A 21,799-nucleotide genomic window follows, 5' to 3' on the forward strand; every position below is an offset into this window, starting at 1 on the left:
ATATAAAGTGCTTACGGCAGTTTCAGCGCCGTTTGATCCACATAGGGTTTCATCAGCCCGTCCGCCTCCTGCTGGGCATCGCGCGCCGCGTCGTCCACCTTGCGCGATTTGTCGGTCACCAGCGATGCCAGCTGGTTTTCGATGGCCTGGCGCACCGCCACGGTCTCATAGGTGGCATACCAGGGATACGCGTATTGCAGCTGCTGCAACGCCACCGCCGCGCGCGGGTCCTGGGCCAGGTACGCTTTCATTTCCGGCGTGTCGTAGGCCGCCATGCGCGGGGCGAAATAACCGGTAAAACGGCTCCAGGCGCCGTTGACCTCCGGGCTGACCAGGTAGGTCATAAACCGGTAGGCCGCCTCTTTCTGCGCTTCACTGATACCTTTGAAACTGACCAGGCTGGCACCGCCGATAATTACCGCCTGCCGCTCCTTGGCCGGCAGCATCGCGACCTCCAGGGTGAAATCGCGGCTGTTTTCCCGCATATACCCCAGCGCCCCGGTGCTGAGCAGCGCCATGCCCAGCTTGCCGGAGAAAAACGCGGCGCCTATCTGTTTGGAATTCAATACTCCCGCCGGCATCACCTCATCGCGATACACCAGGTTCTGCCAGAACTGCAACGCCCCGCGCGTGCTGGCGCTGTTGTAATACACTTCGCCCGGATAGGCGGCATTATTAAAATTACCGCCGTTGGCGTGGGTCAGCGCCGAGAGCATCCAGCCGCCGTAATCATCGTTGGTGGAAGGGATCATGATGCCCCACTGCCCGGTATTTTTATCGGTCAGCTTTTTGGCATCCGCCACCAGTTCCGCCCAGTCGCGCGGCGGATGGCTGATGCCCGCCCTGGCAAACATGTCCTTGTTGTAATACAGAATCGGCGTGGAGTTGTGGAAGGGAATGGCGTAAGTCTGGCCCATCACCTGGGCGTTTTGTTGTACCGCCGGGAAGAAGTTTTTTTGCAGGAAGTCGGTGGCCGACTGCTTTTGCGGCGCAAATTTAAACAATTCGTCCATCGGCAAGATTTCATTTTTCAGCGCCAGATCGACGGTAAAATTGGCCGACATAATCACCAGCGCCGGCGGCGAACCGGCCTTGGCCGCCGATTCGGCCTTCATTTTGGTGGTGTCGTAGTTGCCGGTAAAAATACCGCGTACCTCCACCTGATCCTGCGACTGATTGTATTCCCTGATGACGCGGGTCATCTCGGTGGTCAGCTTGCCGTCCACCGGCGCCGGGAACATAAAATCAATGGTGTCTTTCGCCAGCGCTCCATGGCTTAACGCCATGCCGGTCAGCATCACTAGCCAGCCATATCTTTTCATTTACTGCTCCTGTAATAAATTGCGTTGGCTCGACACCGCGAACAGATAACTGTCGCGGGACGAAAAAGAGAGGTTCAGGTCCTGGCCTACGGCGGCAACCGCGCCGCGGTTTTCCCGACGGTACTGCACCCGCCCCGCCGGGGTATCCAGCGTGATAAGGTATTCCGCGCCGTGCAGTTCGCGCCGCAGCACCCGGCCCCGCAGCGCCGCACCCGGTTCCTGCGGGTGTTCCGTCAAATGCTCCGGCCGGATACCGAAAAACACCGCGTCTTCACCATAGTCCGGCAGCCGGGCAATCGATTGCCCCATCAGCCAGACCTGCTGGTCATGCACAGGAAGGCGCAGGATGTTCATCGCCGGCGTACCGATAAATCCGGCCACGAACATATTGGCCGGCCGCCGGTAGAGCGCCTCGGGCGTGCCCGTCTGCTGCAGTCGCCCGTCGTTGAGCACCGCGATCCGGTCGGCCATGGTCATGGCCTCGATCTGGTCGTGGGTCACGTAGACGGTGCTGGTTTTCAGGGTATGGTGCAGCGCCATGATGCCGTCGCGCACTTCGCCGCGCAGCTTGGCGTCAAGATTGGACAACGGCTCGTCCATCAGGAACAGCGCCGGCTCGCGCACGATGGCCCGGGCCATGGCCACCCGCTGGCGCTGGCCGCCCGACAGCTGCGCCGGCTTGCGATCCAGCAACGCCTGCAGTTGCAGCAGCCCGGCGACCTTCTCGACCCGCTGCGGGAACTGCGCCTTCGGCTCGCCGCGCATTTTCATGCCGAACAGAATATTGTCCCGGACGGTCAGATGGGGAAACAGGGCGTAATTCTGGAAGATCAGCGAAAAGTTACGCTCCCGGGGCGGACGCGCGCTGATATCCACGCCATCGAGCAGAATCTGCCCGCTGGTGGCGCTATCCAGCCCGGCCAGCAGGCGCAGCAGCGTGCTTTTGCCGCAGCCGGACGGTCCCACCAGCACCAGAAACTCCCCGTCCCTGATCTCCAGATCGATATCCCGCAGAACATCGGTCCCGCCAAATTTTTTTCCTAAGCCTTGGACGACAATGGCCGACATCAGCAGCCCTCGCCCGGACAACTGATGCGCGAGTCGTAGAGCCAGGGACCGGCGTAATTGGCCAGGGAATGGTAGCTGGTCACCAGGCCGACGCCCGGCACCAGGTTATGCATCATCATGGCTCCCGGCTCCAGGCTGTAAAGCGGACGCGGGTCGGTATGCATATAGGGCACCTGGTGCACGGTGGCGGGCGCGGAACAAATCAGCGCCTGGCGAAATTGGGTGGCGATCATCCGGTGGACATGGCCGCAGAATACCCGGGTCAGCTGCGGAAACCGTTCTATCAGGGCCAGCAGCGCCTCGCCGTTGCGGCAGGCGATGGGATCCATCTGCGCCGAGCCGAACGCCACCGGCGGGTGGTGCATAAACACGTAGCTTTCCTTATCGTCGCGGGAAAGGCTCTTTTCCAGCCAGTCGAGGGTAAAATCGCTCAGGTGCCCCCAGGACGCCCCGGCCACCGATGTATCGATAAACAGCAGACGCACCGGGAACTCATCGACTTCATAGGCCATATTGTCCGGATCGTGGCCCAGCCGCGGGCACAGTCCGCTGAAGGCATCCAGAAACAAGGCCTTATTGTCATGGTTGCCGGGGATCAGATACAGCGGATAGTCAAGCTGGCCGAGAATATGGCGCGCCAGGCGATATTCAGCGGGTTCGCCGCAGTTGACCATATCGCCGGTAATGATGACCGCGTCGGGACGTTCCGCGAGGGCGTTGACCCGGTTGATGATTTCCGCGTTCATGGCGTTAACATCGATAAAATCATACAGCCGGGCGCCCCGGCTGCGGAAATGCATGTCGGACAATTGGGCGAGATACATCGCTATCCCCTTATTTAATACCGGAAAAACCAAAACCACTGAGAAAGTGCTTTTGGCATAAGATAAACGCCACCATCAGCGGCAGGCAGACCATCAGCGAACCGGCGCTGATCATGCCCCACTGCCCGCCGGATTCCGCCCCCATGGCAAAGGACGCCAGCCCCACGGTAAGCACCTGCTTATCGGGATCGTTAAGCACCATCAGCGGCCAGAGAAATTCGTTCCAATGATAGGTAATGGTCACGGCGGCAAACGCCATCAGCGCGGGACGGGTCATGGGCAGCAGCACATACAGCACCACCTGCCACCAGCGGCTGCCTTCCATCAGGGCCGCATCCTCCAGTTCGCGCGGAATATTCAGAAAGGCCTGGCGCATCAGGAAGACGCCGAAGGCCGACGCGAAGTACGGCATCATGGCGCCGGTCAGGGTGTTGAGCAGGCCAAGCTGGTGCAGGGTCATCATATTGGGCACCATCAGCATCACCGGCATGATCATCAGCTGGATCAACAGCAGGTAAAACAGCAGGGTTTTACCGCGGAATTCATGGTAGGCGAACACATATCCGGCGGTGGTGATGGTGACCAGCTGTACCAGGAAGGTCCCCAGCGCGAAAATCAGCGTATTGGCATACAGCCGCAGCCAGTCGGCGCTGTCCCAGGCCCCGGCAAGCGTGGCCAGCGTCAGCGGCCGGCGCGGCACCAGCGAGGCCATCGCGGATGAAAAACTGTCCGGGCTGATGGCGGCGGAAAACATCCACAGCAGGGGCGACAGCCACAGGAAAGCGGCGCACGCCAGCAGCAGGGATAAGGTTCGCAGCGGAAACGACGGGTTAGCGCTCATAGTGCACCCCTTTTTCCAGGGTGCGCAGATTCAGGATGGAAATCACAAACAGCGCCACCACGGTAAAAAAGGTAGCGGCCGAGGCTTTGCCGAAATCATGGCTGTTATTGGCCAGATCCTGGATGTAATACAACAGCACCGAGCTGGCGTGATTGGGCCCGCCCTGGGTCATGATGGCCACATGATCGATTTGGGTAATGGAATACACCAGGGCGATAATGATGACAAAGTTAAGCGTCGGCCTGAGCAGCGGCAGCTGGATGTACCAGAATATCTGGCGTTCCGACGCCCCTTCCATCAGCGCCGCCTCGCGCGGCGACGCGGGCAGGCCTTGCAGGGCGGCCAGGAAAAACAGCATATAATAGCCGGCAAATTTCCAGATGCCGACCAGCGCCAGGGCAAACAGCGCGCTATTGCCCATGCCGAGGTAATTAATGCCCATGGGGCCGGCAACCTTAGCCAGGTAATAGTCCAGCAGGCCCAGGTTGGGAATAAAGATAAAGGTCCAAAGCGTAGCGGCGCTGACCAGCGGGATAATAGTGGGGAAAAAAAACGCCGCGCGCAGCAGCCGGTTGAACCGGGTATTGCGCGCCAGCCAGACCGCCAGCGACAGCGCCAGGATCACGCCGGGCACCACCGTCACCAGGATATAGAGCAGATTATTGCCGACCGAGAGCCAGAACACCCGGTCCTGGAACAGGCGGACAAAATTATCCAGGCCGACAAAGGGCGGGTTATCGGTGGCAAGCCGCGAGTCATACAGGCTATCCACCAGCGAGCGCAACAGGGGAAAATAGGTGAAGCCGGCTAAAAATATCAGGGTGGGCGCGAGCAGCAAATAGGGAAACAGGCGTTTTAACATAAATAGACTTCTGCACAGCTTCAGCAAGTGGCCCCTATGCTAAGGGCCATGCTTGACAGTTTTAAGACAATGAGATGACGGAATCAAGATCCCCGGCCGCGGAAGCTACCGCGCTACGATGCCGGGGCGGCGCCGCAGGCGCCAGGAGATGGACGCAAGGCTATCCCAGCAGGCCGGCGCCGACGTTTATCGACAGGCCGAGGATGGCGAGGTTGAAGATAAAAGAGATGACCGATTGCAGCAGCGCTGCCTTGCGCGCCTCGGTGGTGCCGGTGGCGATGTCCGCGGTCTGCGAGGCGACGGCGATGGTGAACGAGAAATAGAGAAAATCCCAGTACAGCGGTTTTTCCGGGTCTTTGGGAAACAGCAACGGCACTTCAGCAACATCCCGATCGCGGTAGAACAGATGGGCATAGTGCATGGCAAACGCCGTGGGCAGCAGCGCCCAGGAGACCACCAGCGTCACGCCGGTCAGGATCAAATGCCAGGCTTTCACCGAACCGGAAAGCTGTTTCACCGTGCTCAGCTCCAGCAGGATCACCAGTACGCTGACCATACAGGTCAAGGTCACCAACGCCAGCACCGTGCTGGCGCTTTCGTCCTGGCGCAAGGCGATGGCGTGCATATCCTCCGGCCCGGCGCGCATCATCTCCCACCACAGGAATACTAAATACAGCCAGGCGAGGGCGTTCCAGCTTATCATCAGGCGCAGCAGCGTGGAAAACTGCGCGGGCAGGCACCAGTAGCAGATCACGCCGGCGGCGATGGCGATCAGCAGCCGGGGCCGCGCGGTAAAATAGTGCTTAACGGGATGGAGAAAACGCATGTGTCTGGCCGGACCTTAGTAAACGTGGCGATAACCGGCTGGCCCGCGGCAAGGGCCCCGGGCACCCGGCACGGCGGGGATGAGCGTAAAATAGAGCCTGCCGGTGAAAAAGACAAGGAACCGCCGGTAATATAGTTCCTTTAACGCCGGATAGGGCCGTGCGAAGGAGGGTGCGGCCGACGTCATGCCGTTAGCGTCCCGCGTCCGGATAGAAATCGGTCCGGCGCGGGATAGCCTAGCGCGCCGCATCCTTGGGCAGGGCATAAGCGACGATGGCGTCTCCCGGCTCGGTACGCAGGCCGCCATGGCCGCCGGCGGCAATCACTACATATTGGCGACCGTTCCCGCCCAGGTAGGTCATCGGCGTCGCCTGGCCGCCCGCCGGCAGGCGCGCCTGCCAAAGCTGTTTGCCGGAAGCCTCGTCAAAGGCGCGCAGATAGTTATCGGCCGTGGCGCCCATAAAGACCAGGCCGCCGGCGGTGATGATATTGCCGCCGATGCTGAAGATACCGGTCGGCAACGGCGCATTGGTATGGGTATTAAAGATATTCATATCCCGCGTGGTGCCCACCGGTCGCTCCCAGGCGATTTTCCGGGTCTGCAGGTCAATCGCCACCAGTTTCCCCCAGGGCGGCGCGCTGCAAGGAGCGCCGAGCGGGGTCAGCCAGGGTTTGACCACCGCCGCGTACGGGGTGCCGTACTGCGGGCCGACGGAAAAATCTTTGGGTTTGGGATAGGGCTGTTTGCTGCCCCAGCCCGCCCAGGGTTTCATCAGCCCCTTGTTGATCGCCTCGGCGGCGGGCATGGTCTCCACCGTAAAGGGGATGTAGCTGGTATTGGCGATAAGCAGGTGCCGCGCCGGGTCGATGGAGGCGCCGTACCAGTCCATCACGCCGTCAAAGGCGGGATACGCGATAGTGGTGCCAAGCGTGGGCGGCGTGTACTGGCCATGATAGATGGCGCGTTTAAACTGGATGCGGCACCACAGCTGATCGAGCGGCGTGGCGCCCCACATATCCTGCTCTTTCAAATCGGCGGGCGAGAGGTTCGGCATACCCACCGAGTCCGGCTGGGTGGGGGACAGCGTATCGCCCGGCAGCAAGGGCTGCGTCGGCACCGGTTTTTCAATGACCTGCGCCAGCGGTTTGCCGGTGGCGCGGTCCAGCAAAAACAGCTGGCCCATTTTGGTGGTTTGCACCAGCGCATGCACGCTGCCGACGCCGTCGGGCGACGGCAAATCGACCAGCGAAGGGCCGATGGGCAAATCAAAGTCCCAGACGTCGTGATGCACGGTCTGGAAATGCCAGCGCTCCTTGCCTGTCTCGATATCCAGCGCGACCAGCGCGCTCGAGTATTTATTATCGAACGGACGGCGGGCGGCGCCGTAGTAATCAGGCGTGGCGTTGCCCAGCGGGATATACACCAGCCCGAGATCGGTATCGGCGGTATAAGTGCCCCATCCGTTCGGCGTGCCGCGCGTGTAGGTCTCGCCCGGCTTGAGCGGCGCGGTGGGATCCGGCCGGCCCATATCCCAGGCCCAGGCCAGTTTGCCCGTTACCGGATCATAGGCGCGCACTACGCCCGACGGCTCGCCGCGCGCCTGGTTGTCGTAAATCCACCCTCCCAGCACCACCCGGTCCTTCACCACCAGCGGCTGCGAGGTAATAAAATGAAAGCCGGGCGGCACATCGCCCATCTGGTCGGTCAGGCTGACAAATCCGCGATCGCCGAAATCGTCACAAGGGCGGCCGGTATCCGCGTCCAGCGCCATCATTTGCGCATTGCCGGCGGTGGTGATTATGCGGCGGGCGCAGGCCTGTCCCGTATCGGTCGGCGCGGCATAATACGCCACGCCGCGGCAGGCGAGATATTCGTTGGCGGCGGTATCCGTATGCGGGTCATAGCTCCAGATGGGCTTGCCGGTGGTGGCGTTCAGCGCGATAACGCGACGATGCGGGGTACACAGATACAGACGATCGCGAATCTTAATCGGCGTTACCTCGAAATTAAATTCCCGGCCGTCCTTATCCTCGCCCTCGCGCGGCAGATCGCCGGTATCATAACGCCAGGCGGGCTGCAATTGGCCGACGTTAGCGGGGGTCAATTGCGCCAGGGGGGAAAAGCGCTCGCCGGCGGCATTGCGCCCGTAATAGAGCCATTGGTTACGCTGCGCATCCGGGAACGTCGCCGTTTGCGGCAATGGCGCCGCAACCGCCGCGTTATGGACAAACCGGGTCTCGGTGACGTGGAAGCCGGCCCCAAAAATGCCGAGGATAGCGGCCAGGTAGATCACCCCGGCCGCCGTGGCCCGGCGTCTGTCGGAACGCAACGGGAATACCGGCCGGGTGATAAACGGCATGCTGCACCACAAGCCGAGCAGCGCCGGCACCAGCAGGCGGGGCAGCAATTGCCAGCCGTCAAAGCCGACTTCATAGACCGCCCAGGCCAGGGTGGCGATAAAGGCCAGCAGATACAGCCACCAGCCGGCCGCCTGCCGACGGGCAATCATAATCCCCGAGGCGGTGAGCGCCACACCAGCCAGCGGATAATAAAACGTGCCGCCAAGCGTCGCCAGCCAGGTTCCCAGCCCGATAAACGCCAGGCCGAAAAGAGCGATAACCACACCGGTAATACCGGGAAAGGACAGCAGACGACGCAGCATAGATACTCCTGATGCACCACAGGTTAAAGGGAGAGTGTGTCGATGGGCCATAGCGGCCTTGAGGGTTACGGCCATCAGGTTTATGGTCTTGCGCGGTGGGCCTGGTGCCGCCAAACGGACCCGCGCGCCATGCCGGCGGCAAAGCCGGGTTAACCCCGATTAACACCCTGTATAACCATAGCAAAACGTTGGCTTTTTGAAGGGAAAAAATGCCTATGGCGGCGGCATGGTTACGCGCAGCGGCTCCCGGCTTGCGTCTGGCGGCCAATCACCCGGGCGATGTCCGCGGAGGTTTTTAAAACCCTGATGTCGCCAAACAGCGTGGCGGCCTCGTCATACTCCTGGCGCAGGAAACCCAGCCATTGCTTGATGCGCGCCACATGGTACAGGCCGGTGTCGCCCTGCTTTTCCTGGCGCACATATTTTTGCAGCAGATCAACCACGTCCGGCCACGGCATCCTGGGTTCACGATATTTTATTACCCGGCTCAGGTTCGGCAGGCTTAGCGCGCCGCGCCCCAACATCACCGCGTCGCAGCCGGTTACCGCCAGGCAGTCGCTGGCGCTTTTCCCGTCGCGGATTTCACCGTTGGCGATCACCGGGATGGTTAAACGCCGGCGGATTGCCGCAATCGCCGGCCAGTCGATGCATTCCGCTTTGTAACCGTCTTCCTTGGTCCGGCCGTGGACCACCAGTTCAGTGGCGCCCGCCTGCTGGACCGCGTCGGCAATTTCCATGCTGCGGTGCGGGGTATCCCACCCCAGGCGGATTTTTACCGTCACCGGCAGATGGGCCGGTACGGCGGCGCGCATGGCCTTGGCGCCCCGGTAGATAAGCTCGGGATCTTTCAGCAGCGAGGCCCCGCCGCCGCTGCCGTTTACGGTCTTGGAGGGACAGCCGCAGTTGAGATCCACGCCCAGCGAGCCGAGCTGCACCGCGCGCCAGGCGTTTTCCGCCAGCCATTCGGGATATTGACCCAACAGCTGAACCCGCACCGGGGTACCGTCGGGCGTCCGGCTGGCATGATGCAGTTCCGGACAGAGGCGATAAAAGGATTTGACCGGCAGCAGGCTGTCCACCACCCGCAAAAATTCGGTGATGCAGAGATCGTAATCGTTAACCTCGCAAAGCAGTTCCCGCACCAGCGAATCGAGAACGCCTTCCATCGGTGCCAATAATACGCGCATAAAGTACCCGGCCGGAAAGAAGCGCCATAGTAGGTGATGAGGGGTGGCAAAATCAACGCTTTTACCGCCCTGCCCGGCGGCAAATGGCGCCTATAAAAAAACCGCCGCGCTTGCGCGGGCGGTCTGCTGATCGGGTGTCAGGGGTAAATACGGGGCGGATACCGCCGGTCGCATGACCGGATGCCCAACGCGGGTAAGCGGCGCCAGGATCCGCCTGCAACCCTGGGTCAAACCAGGGCTTCAGGCCAGGGGGCGCGGCTTATTTCTTGCCGCGGCTGTCGCGTGCGCCTGAACCCGCGTAAGCGGAGGAACCGCCGGCCGGGCGGCGCGGCGCGGCGCCACGTCCCGGCTGCGAGGCGCCTTCGCCTGTACGGCGGCGCTGGGGCGGACGACCCTCGCGGGCTCCGCCTTCGCGCGCGCTGTTGCCACTGTCGCGGGCGCCGCCGCCGTTACCGGACGACGGGCCACCGCGGGAAGCGCCGCCACGGGACGGTCCGCCGGAACGGCTGCCGCGGCCGGTTTGCAGCGGCTCGGCCTTAATGGTCGGATCCGGCTCATAGCCGGGCACCGCGATGCGCTGGATCGGTTTTTTCAGCAGGCGTTCGATATCGCGCAGCAGGCCGAGTTCATCAACGCAGACCAGCGACAGCGCCTCGCCGGTGGCGGCGGCGCGGCCGGTACGGCCGATGCGGTGCACATAGTCTTCGGCAATCAGCGGCAGCTCATAGTTGACGACATGGGGCAGCAGATCGATATCCAGGCCGCGCGCGGCGATATCGGTGGCCACCAGCACGCGCACCTGGCCGGCTTTGAAATCGGCCAGGGCGCGGGTACGTGCGCCCTGGCTTTTATTGCCATGGATCGCCGCCGAAGTGATACCGTCTTTATTCAGCGCTTCCGCCAGTTTATTGGCGCCATGCTTGGTCTTGGTAAATACCAGCACCTGACGCCAGTCGTGCTTGCCAATCATATAAGACAGCAGCTCGTGTTTGCGCTTTTTGTCCACCAGGTGGACACGCTGTTCAATCTGGTCGGCGGTGATATTGTCGCGTGCGACGGCAACCGCGGCCGGATTGCTGAGCAGGGTATTGGCCAGCACCTTGATGTCATCGGAGAAAGTGGCCGAGAACATCAGGCTCTGTTTTTTCGCCGGCAGCAGTTTCATGACGCGGCGAATATCGTGGATAAAGCCCATGTCCAGCATACGGTCGGCTTCGTCCAGCACCAGAATTTCCACGCTGGACAGATCGACGGCACGCTGCTGCGCCAGATCCAGCAGACGGCCGGGGGTGGCGACCAGCACATCGACGCCGCCGCGCAGCTTCATCATCTGCGGGTTAATGCTCACGCCGCCGAAAACCACCAGCGAACGGATGGAAAGATGGGCGCTGTATTCCACGACATTTTCGCCAATCTGCGCGGCCAGCTCGCGAGTCGGGGTCAGGATCAACGCCCGTACCGGACGGCGACCTTTCACCGCCGGGCTCTGCTGGGTCAGCAGTTGCAGAATAGGCAGGGTAAACGCGGCGGTTTTACCGGTGCCGGTCTGTGCGCTGGCCATGATATCGCGGCCTTGCAGCACAAACGGGATAGCCTGGGATTGTACCGGAGTCGGCTTGTCATAGCCCTTCTCGGATAACGCACGCAAAATCTCGGCACTTAGGCCAAGTGATTCAAATGACATAATAATGAAAAACTCCAGATCCGCCCCGACGTCGCCTGTCCAGTCTGCGCTCAGGGGGATAATCAGATGGGAGGCAAAGCCTTACCATGGTGAACGGACAAAAACTATTGAACGGATTGTAGCAAAATTACCGGCAAAATGGGATGGGTATCAGGTAAATAACTGTAATCTACCCCGCCCAGCCGGCGTCCCGCATGGCTTTTGTTGCTGAAAAACCAGAGAAAAATGCTCTAAACATTAATGGGCATTAATAAACTTATCCAGGAATTGTTTGGTTCGCTCGTGCTCGGGATGGGTAAAAATCGCCTTGGCCGGCCCCTGTTCGGTGATAACGCCGTGGTCCATGAATATCGCCCGGTCTGCCACATCGCGGGCAAAGCTCATTTCATGGGTAACGATAATCATGGTGCGTTTTTCTTCCGCCAGCGCGCGAATGGTGTTCAGCACTTCGCCAACCAGTTCGGGATCCAGCGCCGAGGTGGGTTCGTCAAACAGGATCACCTCGGGGCGCATGGCCAGCGCGCGCGCAATGGCCACCCGCTGCTGCTGGCCGCCGGAGAGGCGCTTGGGATAAGCGTCTTCCTTGCCGCTCAGACCCACCTTGGCCAGCAGTTCCCGGGCGCGTTCGATAGCCTCGGCGCGCGGTTCGCCCTTGACGACCACCGGTCCTTCGATAATGTTCTCCAGCACCGTACGGTGGGGAAACAGATTAAAGCTTTGGAAGACAAAGCCCACCTGCTGGCGCAAGGCGCGGATTTGCCGTTTTTGCGCGCTGAGCGGCCTGGCGCCGTCAATGACGATCGACCCGACCTGGATGGTGCCGCTGTCCGGCTCCTCGAGTAAATTGATGCTGCGCAGCAGGGTGGTCTTGCCGGAGCCGCTGGGGCCGACAATGGCCAGCACGTCGCCGGTATTCACTGACAGGTCGATGCCGTTCAGCACCCGTTGGCCGTTAAAGGTCTTGACCAGCTGCTTGACTTCAATAGTACTCATTACGACTCCCGATCGTATCAGCGCGTGTCACTATCCCCGCGGGGCGACTGTTTAAAACCCAGGGCGCAGATTATCATGAGCGCGCGCCGGCCGCATCAGGCAAACGCCGCCGCGGGCGCGGCAACGGCATTTATACGCCGGGATGATAGGCAAACAGCGCCGGCGCGCCGCCGGTATGGATAAATATCACCGGCTCCGGGCCGATGCGTTTTTGGTCGATGGCGTCGATAAGCCCGGCCATGGCTTTGCCGGTATAGACCGGGTCGAGCAACATTCCTTCCAGCCTGGCCAGCAGCTTGACGGCCGCCAGCCCTTCATCGTTCGGCGCCCCGTATCCGGGCGCGAAATAGTCATCCCAAAAATGGATGGGCGCCAGCGGCGCGGTGAATTCCAGCGCGTCGGCCAATTGCCGCTGCAAGGCGGCCACTTTCGGACGCTGCTGCGCGTCGGTCCTGGAAACCGTTACGCCGATAAGCCGGGTTTCCGGCATCAGCGCCTGCAGGCCCAGCGCCAGTCCGGCATGGGTGCCGCCGCTGCCCGAGGCGGTGACGACATAACCGGGGGCGAGCTGGCCGGCGCACTGATGGGCTATTTCCAGCGCGCAGCCGACATAGCCGAGCGCGCCCAGCACATTGGAGCCGCCCACCGGTACCACATAGGGGCGGAACCCTTGCGCTTCCAGGCGTTCGGCGGTATCGGCCAGTTGCCGATCCGGTTCGTCCAGGGCGTCGCACATTATCACCTCGACGTCGAACAGATCCAGCAGCAGGCGGTTGCCGTTGGTAAGATAATTTTCCGCCTGGGTGCCGATCGGGTTCTCCAGCAGCGCGACGCAGTGCAGGCCGAGCTTAGCCGCCACCGCCGCCGTTTGCCGTACGTGGTTGGATTGAATGGCCCCGGCGGTCAACAGCGTATCGGCCCCCTGGCGCAGGGCGTCGGCGGCGAGAAATTCCAGCTTGCGCAGTTTATTGCCGCCCATGGCCAGGGGCGTCACGTCATCGCGCTTGATGTAGATTTCCTGTCCCAGGTGCTCGGATAAGCGCGGGAGGAATTCAAGGGGGGTGGGCGGACCGATGAGATCGAGGCGGTGAAAGTTGGCAAGCTGCAGGGATAGATCCATTTTCGGCTTCCTTTAACAGGATCGTTTTTAAGTCGGTGGCGGCGGGCATGCCGTGCCATGGGGTGCTCTCCCTTTAACACGTCTGCTTTAAGCGCGGTGCTGGCGGGCATACCGCGCCATGGGGCGCTCGGTCGGGCGGGAAAACCACGCCCGATTCGACCCCATTGGCACGCTCTCCCTTTAACACGCTTTATGCGGCATCGGAGATAGCGGGCATACCATGCCATGGGGCCTCGGTCGGGCGGGAAAACCACGCCCGATTCAACCCCATTGGCATGTTCTCCCTTTAACACGCCTTATGCAGCATCGGTGATCCGGGCCTGGCGCGCCATGGGGCGCCCGGTCGGCCAGTCTTACCGGCGGTTGCCAAAAATACGCAGCAGCATCAGGAACAGGTTGATGAAATCCAGATACAGGGTCAGCGCGCCGACAATGGAATATTTACGGTACTGATCCTTGTCGTCGATGGAAAGCTGGGCGCCCATGTTTTTCAGCTTCTGGGTGTCGTAGGCGGTCAAACCGACAAACACCAGCACGCCGATATAGGTCACCGCCCACATCAGCGCGGTGCTCTTCAGCCAGATATTGACCACCGACGCCAGCACGATGCCGATCAGCGCCATAAACAGCATGCTGCCGAAACCGCTTAAATCACGCTTAGTGGTGTAACCATAGATAGACATCACGCCGAACATGCCCCCCGCCACCACAAAGGTGCCGGCGATGGACGAGGCGGTATAAACGATAAAGATACTCGCCAGCGTCAGGCCGGTCAGGGCGGAGTAGAGCATAAACAGCCCGGTGGCCACCGTGCCGCTGAGGCGGTTGACCATGCCGGAGATCACGAACACCAGCGCCAACTGGGCGATAATCAGGCCAAAGAAGGTGATCTGGCTGGAAAACACCAGGTTCAGCACCGCCGGCGTGCGGGCGGCGTACCAGGAAACAAAGGCGGTTAATAATAATCCGCACGTCATCCAGCCATAAACCTGGGCCATAAAAGGCTGGATGCCGGCATCAGCGCGTTCAGCTATCGAACCCTGGGAACGGGGAAATCGGTCCATGACTGTCACCTTTAACGTAAACGGAAAACACAGGCCGCGAAGGCGACCCACCTGAAAACAGCATACCACAAAAACCGGGGGCCGAATCAAAGGCCCGGCGCAAAATCACCGGTGCGAGGTTCTCTTCAGGAGGCCTGCCACCGGTCAGCGGCCTGGCGATCGCTGTCGCGCGCATCCACCCAGCGGCTGCCCTGGTCGGTGGTTTCACGTTTCCAGAACGGCGCGCGGGTTTTCAGGTAATCCATGATAAATTCGGCGGCGGCGAACGCCGCCCCGCGATGGGCGCCGCTGACGCCGACCAGCACGATCTGCTCGCCGGTGGCCAGCGCGCCGACCCGGTGGATGACCGTGACGCGCCGCAGCGCAAAGCGTTGCCGGGCCTCCGCCACGATTTCCGCCAAGGCCTTTTCAGTCATACCGGGGTAGTGTTCGAGGGTCAGGGTGCTGACCTCGTCGCCCAGGTTGCGGTTGCGTACCTTGCCGGTAAAGGTCACCACCGCGCCGTCGTCAGCGCAGTCCGCCAGCCAGGCGTACTCCCGCGCCATATCAAAGGACTGCGGGCCGACGCTGATACGTGTGTCTGTCATCTCATCCATAGCGGCTCAGCCCCCGGTCACTGGCGGGAAGAACGCCACTTCATCGCCACTGGCCAGCGGATGCTCACGCGGGACCAGCGCCTGGTTTACCGCCGTCAGCAATTGGTCGGCGTCCAGGGCCTGCGCCCAACGGTCGCCGCGCGCCATAAGCGACAGGCGCAGCGCCTCAACGCTTCCGTAGTCATCATCAAGCCGCAGGCTGTCGACCCCCACCCGCTCCCGCACCTGGGCGAAAAACAGCACGGTTATCATAATGCCTCCGCCGTGAAAACGCCGGATTTGCCGCCGCTTTTCGCCAGCAGCCTGACCGGCCCGATAACCATATCCTTCTGCGCCGCTTTGCACATATCGTAAATAGTCAGCGCCGCCACCGAGGCGGCGGTCAATGCTTCCATCTCCACGCCGGTCTTGCCGGTCAGGCGACAGAGGGTTTCGATGCGCACCCGGTGGCGGGCGGTTTCCGCCGTCAGGTGGACCTCGACCTTGCTGAGCGCCAGCGGATGGCAAAGCGGAATCAGTTCCCAGGTGCGTTTGGCGGCCTGGATGCCGGCGATACGCGCGGTGGCGAAGACATCGCCTTTATGATGCTGGCCATCGACGATCATGGCCAGCGTTTCCGCGGACATGGTGACAAACGCCTCGGCGCGGGCTTCGCGCAGCGTCTCGGCCTTGGCGGAGACATCCACCATGTGGGCTTCGCCGCTGGCGTTAATATGGGTAAATGATGACATACTCTTCCTTAACCGCCGATAAATGACAAATTGCGGGTACCGCCGGTATTGCCCTCATGCAGGAAATGGGTCTGCTTCTTCAGCCGCAGGCCGCCCGAAATACGATCTTTGAGCATAGCTAGCCCCCGATCGTCCCCCAGCAGGTCGCGCAGCGGAATGCCGTCCTCGCCGAACAGGCAAAGATGGAGATCGCCGACGGCGGATACCCGCAGGCGGTTGCAGCTGGCGCAGAAATCCTTGGCATAAGGCATGATAAGGCCGATCTCGCCCTCGTAATCCGGATGGCGCAACACCAGCGCCGGGCCGTCGCTGCGTCCGCGCGGCTGAAGTTCCCAGCCCATCGGCTCCAGCCGCCGGCGAATTGTGTCGCCGGACACATGGCGGGTGCGGAACAACTCGCCGCCGTCGCCGGTTTCCATCAGTTCAATAAACCGTAATTGGATGGGCCGGGTTTTTATCCAGGCGAGAAAACTGTCAAGATGGATATCGTTGACGTTGCGCATCAGCACGGTATTGACCTTGACCTTACTGAAGCCGGCGGCAAAGGCGGCATCGATGCCGGCCATCACCTGGCGGAACTTGTCCTGGCCGGTGATAAGCCTGAACTGGCGCGGGTCCAGGCTGTCGACGCTAACGTTCAGCGCCGTCAGTCCGGCGTCGCGCCAGCCGGCGATATCGCGCTCGAGCCGATAGCCGTTGGTGGTAACCGCCAGGGTATGGATTTGCGGATGGGAACGCACGGCGGCGATGATATCGCGGAAATCTCGCCGCAGCGACGGCTCGCCGCCGGTCAGGCGCACTTTTTCCGTGCCCAGTTCGGCGAAGGCCTGGGTGACGCGCCGGATTTCATCCAGCGACAGGAAACTTTTATTGGTATTGCCGTTGGGACGGTAGCCGTCGGGCAAACAATAGGTACAACGAAAGTTGCAGACGTCCGTGACGGACAGGCGCAAATAGTAAAACTTGCGCGCAAACGCATCGATAAGTTCTGGCACCGTTAAACACCTTTCCAAATACGGGAGATGCGGACATTTCTATCCTGCACCCTGGTGGCTGTCGCCACGGCCTGAACGCCATATCGCTCGCAGGAGCCACTTAGGCGTAAAGGCTAGGAGTTGGCCTTCCCGACGCCGTCATCAGCGCGGTAAAACCTGGTTGAAAATTATTCTAGCCCTAATTGTTACTGGACGCTATGGCCGCAAGGAGAAATTTCGCTATATAAACAAATATATAGCGTTGAAATCATTCGCCTTTCTCCCCGTCATGACCCTGGCAATATCATGATAGTGCGAGCTGCAACCCGTATCTGGCGCCGGCATTTCGCTTTTGCCGCGCCATCGGCTATGGTTAGCATAACAAGAACCCCGCCCGGCGCCAGCGCGCTTACCACCGGCCATGGCGTGCGGCGTACCTGGCCTGCGGGCGCCGGGGTTTTATCACGTGGTTGCAAGGAGAGGTATGCGTAATCGCACCCTGGCGGATCTCGATCGGGTGGTGGCACTGGGCGGCGGACATGGCCTCGGCAGGGTGATGTCCGCCCTTTCCCCGCTGGGGTCGCGCCTGACCGGCATTGTCACCACCACCGACAATGGCGGTTCCACCGGGCGGATACGCCAGTCAGAGGGCGGCATCGCCTGGGGCGACACCCGCAATTGCCTCAATCAATTGATTTCAGAACCCAGCATCGCGGCGGCGATGTTTGAATACCGTTTTAACGGCCAGGGTGAACTGGCCGGCCATAACCTTGGCAACCTGATGCTGAAAGCGCTGGATAACCTGAGCGTGCGCCCGCTGGAAGCCATCAACCTGATCCGCAATATGCTCAAGGTGGACGCCCTGCTAATCCCCATGTCGGAGCAGGCGGTGGACCTGCTGGCGATCACCGGCGCGGGGGAAACCATCCATGGCGAAATGGCGGTGGACAGGCTGGCCGAACTCCCCGCCAGCCTGCGGCTTACCCCGCAGGTCAGCGCTACCCGCGAGGCGTTGCAGGCTATTGCGGCGGCGGATCTTATCCTGATAGGTCCGGGCAGCTTTCTGACCAGCCTGATGCCGCTGCTGCTGCTGCCCGATTTAGCCCAGGCGCTGCGCCGGACCCAGGCGCCCATGGTCTTTATCGATAATCTGGGACGGGAACTGAGCCTGGCCGCGGCGAACATGAGCCTGCAGCAGAAACTGGCCATGATGGAGCAGGCCATCGGCCGGCAACCGATCATCGCCGCCCTGGTCACGGGCCCGTCCGCCGATACCGGCGGCATCCGCGATCGTCTCCTGATCCGCCAGCCCCTGGCCGCCGCGGACGTGCCCCATCATCACGACCGTCTTCTGCTGCGCGCGGCGCTGGACCACGCCCTGCAGGCGCTGGGCTGAGCCGGCGCGGCCGATCAGGATATGGCGATAAAATGCTCGCGCAGCGCGTGGATTTCGTCGCGCACGCTGGCCGCTTCCTCGAACTCCAGATTTTGCGCGTGCGCCTGCATTTTTGCTTCCAGCTCGGTGATTTTTTTGTCCAGCGCCTTGGGCGTCATGTCGCCGTAATGGGCCGCCGCTTCCATTGCCTTGCGTTTTTTCTGCTTGGCGTGGGCCGGCGACTGGCCCAACTCCATAATATCCGCCACCGATTTATTGAGCGCCTGGGGAATAATGCCGTGTTCCTGGTTATAGGCGTGCTGCTTGACGCGCCTGCGCTCGGTTTCATCAATGGCGCGGGCCATGGACGGGGTAATTTTATCGCCGTACAGGATCGCTTTGCCGTTAAGGTTGCGCGCGGCGCGGCCAATGGTCTGGATAAGCGAGCGCTCGGAGCGCAGGAATCCCTCTTTGTCGGCGTCCAGGATGGCCACCAGGGAGACTTCCGGCATATCGAGCCCTTCGCGCAGCAGGTTGATGCCCACCAGCACGTCAAATTCGCCCAGGCGTAAGTCGCGGATAATCTCGACGCGCTCCACGGTTTCGATATCCGAATGCAGATAACGCACGCGCTCGCCGTGCTCCTCAAGATATTCGGTTAAATCTTCCGCCATGCGTTTCGTCAGGGTGGTGACCAGTACCCTCTCGTTGATCAAGACCCGTTTACGGATCTCGGAGAGCAGATCGTCCACCTGGGTGGTGACAGGGCGCACTTCGATCAGCGGATCGAGCAGGCCGGTCGGCCGCACCAGCTGATCGACCACGTCGCCCCCGCACATTTCCAGTTCATATTTGCCCGGCGTCGCCGAGACATAAATGGTCTGGGGCGCCAGCGCGGCGAATTCCTCAAATTTCATCGGCCGGTTATCCAGGGCGGAGGGCAGCCGAAAGCCGTACTCCACCAGGGTTTCCTTACGGGCGCGGTCGCCGCGGTACATGCCGCCGATTTGCGGTATCGTGACATGGGATTCATCAACGATCAAAAGCCCGTCGGCGGGCAGGTAATCGAACAGCGTGGGCGGCGGCTCGCCCGGCCCGCGTCCGGAAAGAAAGCGTGAGTAGTTTTCAATCCCGGAGCAATAACCCAGCTCGTTCATCATTTCCAAATCAAACTGCGTGCGCTGCGACAGGCGCTGCTCTTCTAGCAGCTTATTATTTTCCAGCAGGTTCTTGCGGCGATCCGCCAGTTCGACCTTGATATCTTCCATCGCCTGCAGCAAGCGTTCGCGCGGCGTGACATAGTGGGTCTTCGGATAGATGGTGTAGCGCGGAACCACCTGATCCACCTGGCCGGTCAGCGGATCAAACAGCGACAGGCGCTCGACTTCGTCGTCAAACAGCTCCACCCGCAGCGCTACTTCATCGGATTCCGCCGGGAAGATATCGATGACTTCGCCGCGCACGCGGAACGTGCCGCGCTGAAACGCCTGATCGTTGCGGGTGTATTGCAGTTCCGACAAACGGCGCAGGATAGAGCGCTGATCGATAATCATGCCGCGCGTCAGATGCAGCATCATCTTGAGATAGGCGTCCGGATCGCCGAGGCCGTAGATGGCGGAAACCGACGCCACCACAATCACATCGCGCCGCTCCAGCAGGGCCTTGGTGGCGGATAAGCGCATCTGCTCGATATGCTCGTTCACCGAGGCGTCTTTCTCGATAAAGGTATCCGAACTGGGCACGTAGGCTTCCGGCTGGTAATAGTCGTAATAGGAAACAAAGTATTCCACCGCGTTATCCGGGAAAAACGCCTTCATTTCCCCATACAGCTGGGCGGCCAGCGTCTTGTTGGGCGCCAGCACCATGGTGGGCCGGTTCAGATCGGCAATCACATTGGCCACGGTAAAGGTTTTGCCTGAACCGGTTACCCCCAGCAGCGTTTGATGGGCCAGGCCGTCCAGCAAGCCTTCCTCCAGACGACGTATCGCCTCCGGCTGATCGCCGGACGGCTTGAAACTTGACTGCAGTTTAAACGCTTTACTCATATCTCGTGGGCTACCTGCTGAGGAACATGTTTGAGTATGGAAACAGAGCGGCGATTTTACCAGCGCGATAGCACTGGATACAAAACCAGTATTATAATACGCTATCCGCTCAAGGGTGCAAGAGTATTGACCCATCGGCCGGTACGGTTCGATCCGACAGGATCGTACCAGGGGTGATTTTATTACAAATCGTTATGAAATTAATAAAGAGGCACCTAATGATGCAATTTGACACATCGGTGATGCGCCTCCTATAAATTCGCTTGATTTTAATTAAGCGTTTGTATTTATAACATTTAAAAAAAACGTGGAGAATACAGGCAAATCTCCACGAGGCCGCGCCCGCTCTCGTCTAGCCGGGCTTTTCTAAACCTAATGCACACGGTTATCCACAGGAATAGTGGATAAGTCTTACCGCCCCGCTGGCGGCGTGAGTTCCGCAATGCCGACATTGATGACAGGCAAATGACAAATGAGGCTTTTTTTAGCTATTTTTCATCTGCAATAAGACTTTTCTTATGCCAAAAAGGACTAATGCCTGCCAGCAAATGCGTCAATGTCTTTAGCCAAAAATAGCCGCTAACGCACCGGTATAGTGCTTGTTTAGCCGCGGATTATTGAATTGCACCATGGAAAACTTTCCCGGCACCGTGAGCGGGCAAAAGGCCGTGGTTGCAACGGGCCCTACCCGGATTCGCTGTGCCGGCGTACCCTCGCCCCGCCCCGATGCTCCCCCCTCCCCCTCTCGTGCGCGGCTGCGCCAAGATTGGCCTGATAGTTGCTTGCTAAATTTGGCAAGAGCTAAAGCCTGGCGGATAGCCGTGAGTCGCAAGCGACAGGATACCGTCCATCATGAATGTGAAATAACAGTGAAAAGAGGGAGGAAGGATTCTTATGTTACGTTTGCACGCGGTGAATCAGTTTTTTGGGTCAAAGCAGATCTTGCGGGACATCAGCATGGAACTGCCCGCCGGCCACTGTACCTATGTCTTGGGACGCAACGGCGTCGGCAAGACCACTTTAATCAACTGTATCATGGGTCATCTGCCGGTCTCAAGCGGCACCGTAACCTGGCAACAGGCCGGAGAGGCGGAACTGAACTTACTTCAGCATCCGGTGGAGCGGCGCGCGGCGCTGGGGATCGGTTATGTGCCCCAGGGCCGCCAGGTCTTTTCGCAGCTGAGCGTGGATGAGAACCTGCGCGTCGCCCTCTTGGCGGGCCGCAATAAAACCCGCCAGGTTCCCCCGATGGTGTACGAATTGTTTCCGGGACTGCACAATATGCGCCATCAGCGCGCCGGGGATTTAACGGAAAGCGGGCAACAGCAGCTGGCCATTGCCCGCGCGCTGGTGCTGGAACCGGAACTGCTGATCCTGGATGAGCCTACCGGGGGTTTCCAGCCGTCGGTCGTGGAGGAGATAGGCGTTAATATCCGGCGGCTGCAGCGCGATTTCGGCCTGACGCTGCTGGTGGTGGAACAGCAGTTGCCCTTTACGCCGGCCATCGGCGATCGGTTTTGTTTACTGGAAGGCGGATGTAACGTCGCACAGGGTACGCTGGATCAGCTGGATGAAAGCCTTATCCAGACCTATCTTGCCGTATAAAAGATCAATGACGAATATAA

The 21,799-nt window shown here is 60.5% G+C and carries 19 protein-coding genes and 1 riboswitch; of the genes, 2 read left to right on the forward strand and 17 right to left on the reverse strand.

Translation table 11 applies throughout. The annotated features are described in order from the left end of the window. Positions 1 to 11 precede the first annotated feature (11 nt). The 16 genes from ACL2XF_RS13435 to moaA form a co-directional block, all read right to left on the reverse strand. On the reverse strand, positions 12 to 1,322 hold the full coding sequence (locus ACL2XF_RS13435) for an ABC transporter substrate-binding protein (RefSeq protein WP_410015988.1): 1,311 nt from the start codon (positions 1,320 to 1,322) through the stop codon (positions 12 to 14). Further along, positions 1,323 to 2,390: an ABC transporter ATP-binding protein gene (locus tag ACL2XF_RS13440; protein WP_413727028.1), complete on the reverse strand. Its 1,068-nt coding sequence runs from the start codon at positions 2,388 to 2,390 to the stop codon at positions 1,323 to 1,325. Continuing rightward, on the reverse strand, positions 2,390 to 3,214 hold the full coding sequence (locus tag ACL2XF_RS13445) for a phosphodiesterase (RefSeq protein ID WP_413727029.1): 825 nt from the start codon (positions 3,212 to 3,214) through the stop codon (positions 2,390 to 2,392). The genes ACL2XF_RS13440 and ACL2XF_RS13445 overlap by 1 nt, the downstream gene beginning before the upstream one ends. A gap of 10 nt (positions 3,215 to 3,224) precedes the next feature. Further along, positions 3,225 to 4,055, reverse strand: a complete 831-nt coding sequence (locus ACL2XF_RS13450) for a carbohydrate ABC transporter permease (protein WP_410015991.1) — start codon at positions 4,053 to 4,055, stop codon at positions 3,225 to 3,227. Continuing rightward, complete coding sequence (locus ACL2XF_RS13455) at positions 4,045 to 4,917, reverse strand: carbohydrate ABC transporter permease (RefSeq protein WP_413722343.1); 873 nt, start codon at positions 4,915 to 4,917, stop codon at positions 4,045 to 4,047. Before ACL2XF_RS13455 ends, ACL2XF_RS13450 begins: the two co-directional genes overlap by 11 nt. Positions 4,918 to 5,077: 160 nt before the next feature. Then, positions 5,078 to 5,743 (reverse strand): DUF1345 domain-containing protein, encoded by a 666-nt coding sequence (locus tag ACL2XF_RS13460; protein ID WP_413722342.1) that lies wholly within the window; start codon positions 5,741 to 5,743, stop codon positions 5,078 to 5,080. A 235-nt stretch (positions 5,744 to 5,978) separates the two neighbouring features. After that, positions 5,979 to 8,405, reverse strand: a complete 2,427-nt coding sequence (locus ACL2XF_RS13465) for a membrane-bound PQQ-dependent dehydrogenase, glucose/quinate/shikimate family (RefSeq protein WP_413727030.1) — start codon at positions 8,403 to 8,405, stop codon at positions 5,979 to 5,981. Positions 8,406 to 8,635: 230 nt separating this feature from the next. Continuing rightward, positions 8,636 to 9,592 (reverse strand): tRNA dihydrouridine(16) synthase DusC, encoded by a 957-nt coding sequence (dusC, locus tag ACL2XF_RS13470; protein WP_413722340.1) that lies wholly within the window; start codon positions 9,590 to 9,592, stop codon positions 8,636 to 8,638. A 259-nt stretch (positions 9,593 to 9,851) separates the two neighbouring features. Continuing rightward, positions 9,852 to 11,276 carry an ATP-dependent RNA helicase RhlE gene (rhlE, locus tag ACL2XF_RS13475; protein ID WP_413722339.1) on the reverse strand — a complete coding sequence of 475 codons (1,425 nt, stop codon included), beginning with the start codon at positions 11,274 to 11,276 and terminating at the stop codon, positions 9,852 to 9,854. Positions 11,277 to 11,513: 237 nt separating this feature from the next. Further along, positions 11,514 to 12,269: an L-cystine ABC transporter ATP-binding protein TcyN gene (gene tcyN / locus ACL2XF_RS13480; RefSeq protein ID WP_410015996.1), complete on the reverse strand. Its 756-nt coding sequence runs from the start codon at positions 12,267 to 12,269 to the stop codon at positions 11,514 to 11,516. Positions 12,270 to 12,399: 130 nt separating this feature from the next. After that, positions 12,400 to 13,389, reverse strand: coding sequence for a D-cysteine desulfhydrase (locus ACL2XF_RS13485; RefSeq protein WP_413727031.1), 990 nt, complete (start codon positions 13,387 to 13,389; stop codon positions 12,400 to 12,402). 353 nt (positions 13,390 to 13,742) lie between these two features. Next, entirely contained in the window at positions 13,743 to 14,453 is a 711-nt protein-coding gene (locus ACL2XF_RS13490; protein ID WP_413727032.1) for a Bax inhibitor-1 family protein, read from the reverse strand. 125 nt (positions 14,454 to 14,578) lie between these two features. Beyond that, positions 14,579 to 15,040 (reverse strand): molybdopterin synthase catalytic subunit MoaE, encoded by a 462-nt coding sequence (moaE, locus tag ACL2XF_RS13495; protein ID WP_410016597.1) that lies wholly within the window; start codon positions 15,038 to 15,040, stop codon positions 14,579 to 14,581. 15 nt (positions 15,041 to 15,055) lie between these two features. After that, the gene (gene moaD / locus ACL2XF_RS13500; protein ID WP_410015999.1) at positions 15,056 to 15,301 is read right to left on the reverse strand and encodes a molybdopterin synthase sulfur carrier subunit; all 246 of its coding nucleotides are present in this window, start codon (positions 15,299 to 15,301) and stop codon (positions 15,056 to 15,058) included. Next, a complete protein-coding gene (moaC, locus tag ACL2XF_RS13505; protein WP_410016000.1) occupies positions 15,298 to 15,780 on the reverse strand; it encodes a cyclic pyranopterin monophosphate synthase MoaC in 483 nt (160 codons plus the stop codon). The genes moaD and moaC overlap by 4 nt, the downstream gene beginning before the upstream one ends. 8 nt (positions 15,781 to 15,788) lie before the next feature. Continuing rightward, a complete protein-coding gene (gene moaA / locus ACL2XF_RS13510; protein WP_413727033.1) occupies positions 15,789 to 16,775 on the reverse strand; it encodes a GTP 3',8-cyclase MoaA in 987 nt (328 codons plus the stop codon). Further along, a riboswitch (molybdenum cofactor riboswitch) is annotated at positions 16,767 to 16,907 on the reverse strand. It overlaps the preceding gene by 9 nt. Positions 16,908 to 17,238: 331 nt before the next feature. On the opposite strand from moaA, the gene yvcK reads away from it, so the two are divergent. Beyond that, positions 17,239 to 18,150, forward strand: a complete 912-nt coding sequence (gene yvcK, locus ACL2XF_RS13515; protein ID WP_413727034.1) for a uridine diphosphate-N-acetylglucosamine-binding protein YvcK — start codon at positions 17,239 to 17,241, stop codon at positions 18,148 to 18,150. Between the two features lie 14 nt (positions 18,151 to 18,164). Here the strand turns inward: yvcK and uvrB are convergent, their stop codons facing one another. After that, positions 18,165 to 20,174, reverse strand: a complete 2,010-nt coding sequence (gene uvrB, locus ACL2XF_RS13520) for an excinuclease ABC subunit UvrB (RefSeq protein WP_410016003.1) — start codon at positions 20,172 to 20,174, stop codon at positions 18,165 to 18,167. A gap of 894 nt (positions 20,175 to 21,068) precedes the next feature. Here uvrB and ACL2XF_RS13525 point away from each other — a divergent pair. Continuing rightward, positions 21,069 to 21,779: an ATP-binding cassette domain-containing protein gene (locus tag ACL2XF_RS13525; RefSeq protein ID WP_410016004.1), complete on the forward strand. Its 711-nt coding sequence runs from the start codon at positions 21,069 to 21,071 to the stop codon at positions 21,777 to 21,779. The last annotated feature ends 20 nt before the right edge of the window (positions 21,780 to 21,799 follow it).

The organism is Sodalis sp. RH19 (genome assembly GCF_047324215.1).
Lineage (GTDB): Bacteria > Pseudomonadota > Gammaproteobacteria > Enterobacterales > Enterobacteriaceae > Acerihabitans.

Coding starts and splice junctions, on each gene's coding strand:
- ACL2XF_RS13435 (WP_410015988.1), bottom strand. CDS start 1,322: ATGAAAAGATATGGCTGGCTAGTGATGCTGACCGGCATGGCGTTAAGC.
- ACL2XF_RS13440 (WP_413727028.1), bottom strand. CDS start 2,390: ATGTCGGCCATTGTCGTCCAAGGCTTAGGAAAAAAATTTGGCGGGACC.
- ACL2XF_RS13445 (WP_413727029.1), bottom strand. CDS start 3,214: ATGTATCTCGCCCAATTGTCCGACATGCATTTCCGCAGCCGGGGCGCC.
- ACL2XF_RS13450 (WP_410015991.1), bottom strand. CDS start 4,055: ATGAGCGCTAACCCGTCGTTTCCGCTGCGAACCTTATCCCTGCTGCTG.
- ACL2XF_RS13455 (WP_413722343.1), bottom strand. CDS start 4,917: ATGTTAAAACGCCTGTTTCCCTATTTGCTGCTCGCGCCCACCCTGATA.
- ACL2XF_RS13460 (WP_413722342.1), bottom strand. CDS start 5,743: ATGCGTTTTCTCCATCCCGTTAAGCACTATTTTACCGCGCGGCCCCGG.
- ACL2XF_RS13465 (WP_413727030.1), bottom strand. CDS start 8,405: ATGCTGCGTCGTCTGCTGTCCTTTCCCGGTATTACCGGTGTGGTTATC.
- dusC (WP_413722340.1), bottom strand. CDS start 9,592: ATGCGCGTATTATTGGCACCGATGGAAGGCGTTCTCGATTCGCTGGTG.
- rhlE (WP_413722339.1), bottom strand. CDS start 11,276: ATGTCATTTGAATCACTTGGCCTAAGTGCCGAGATTTTGCGTGCGTTA.
- tcyN (WP_410015996.1), bottom strand. CDS start 12,269: ATGAGTACTATTGAAGTCAAGCAGCTGGTCAAGACCTTTAACGGCCAA.
- ACL2XF_RS13485 (WP_413727031.1), bottom strand. CDS start 13,389: ATGGATCTATCCCTGCAGCTTGCCAACTTTCACCGCCTCGATCTCATC.
- ACL2XF_RS13490 (WP_413727032.1), bottom strand. CDS start 14,453: ATGGACCGATTTCCCCGTTCCCAGGGTTCGATAGCTGAACGCGCTGAT.
- moaE (WP_410016597.1), bottom strand. CDS start 15,040: ATGACAGACACACGTATCAGCGTCGGCCCGCAGTCCTTTGATATGGCG.
- moaD (WP_410015999.1), bottom strand. CDS start 15,301: ATGATAACCGTGCTGTTTTTCGCCCAGGTGCGGGAGCGGGTGGGGGTC.
- moaC (WP_410016000.1), bottom strand. CDS start 15,780: ATGTCATCATTTACCCATATTAACGCCAGCGGCGAAGCCCACATGGTG.
- yvcK (WP_413727034.1), top strand. CDS start 17,239: ATGCGTAATCGCACCCTGGCGGATCTCGATCGGGTGGTGGCACTGGGC.
- uvrB (WP_410016003.1), bottom strand. CDS start 20,174: ATGAGTAAAGCGTTTAAACTGCAGTCAAGTTTCAAGCCGTCCGGCGAT.
- ACL2XF_RS13525 (WP_410016004.1), top strand. CDS start 21,069: ATGTTACGTTTGCACGCGGTGAATCAGTTTTTTGGGTCAAAGCAGATC.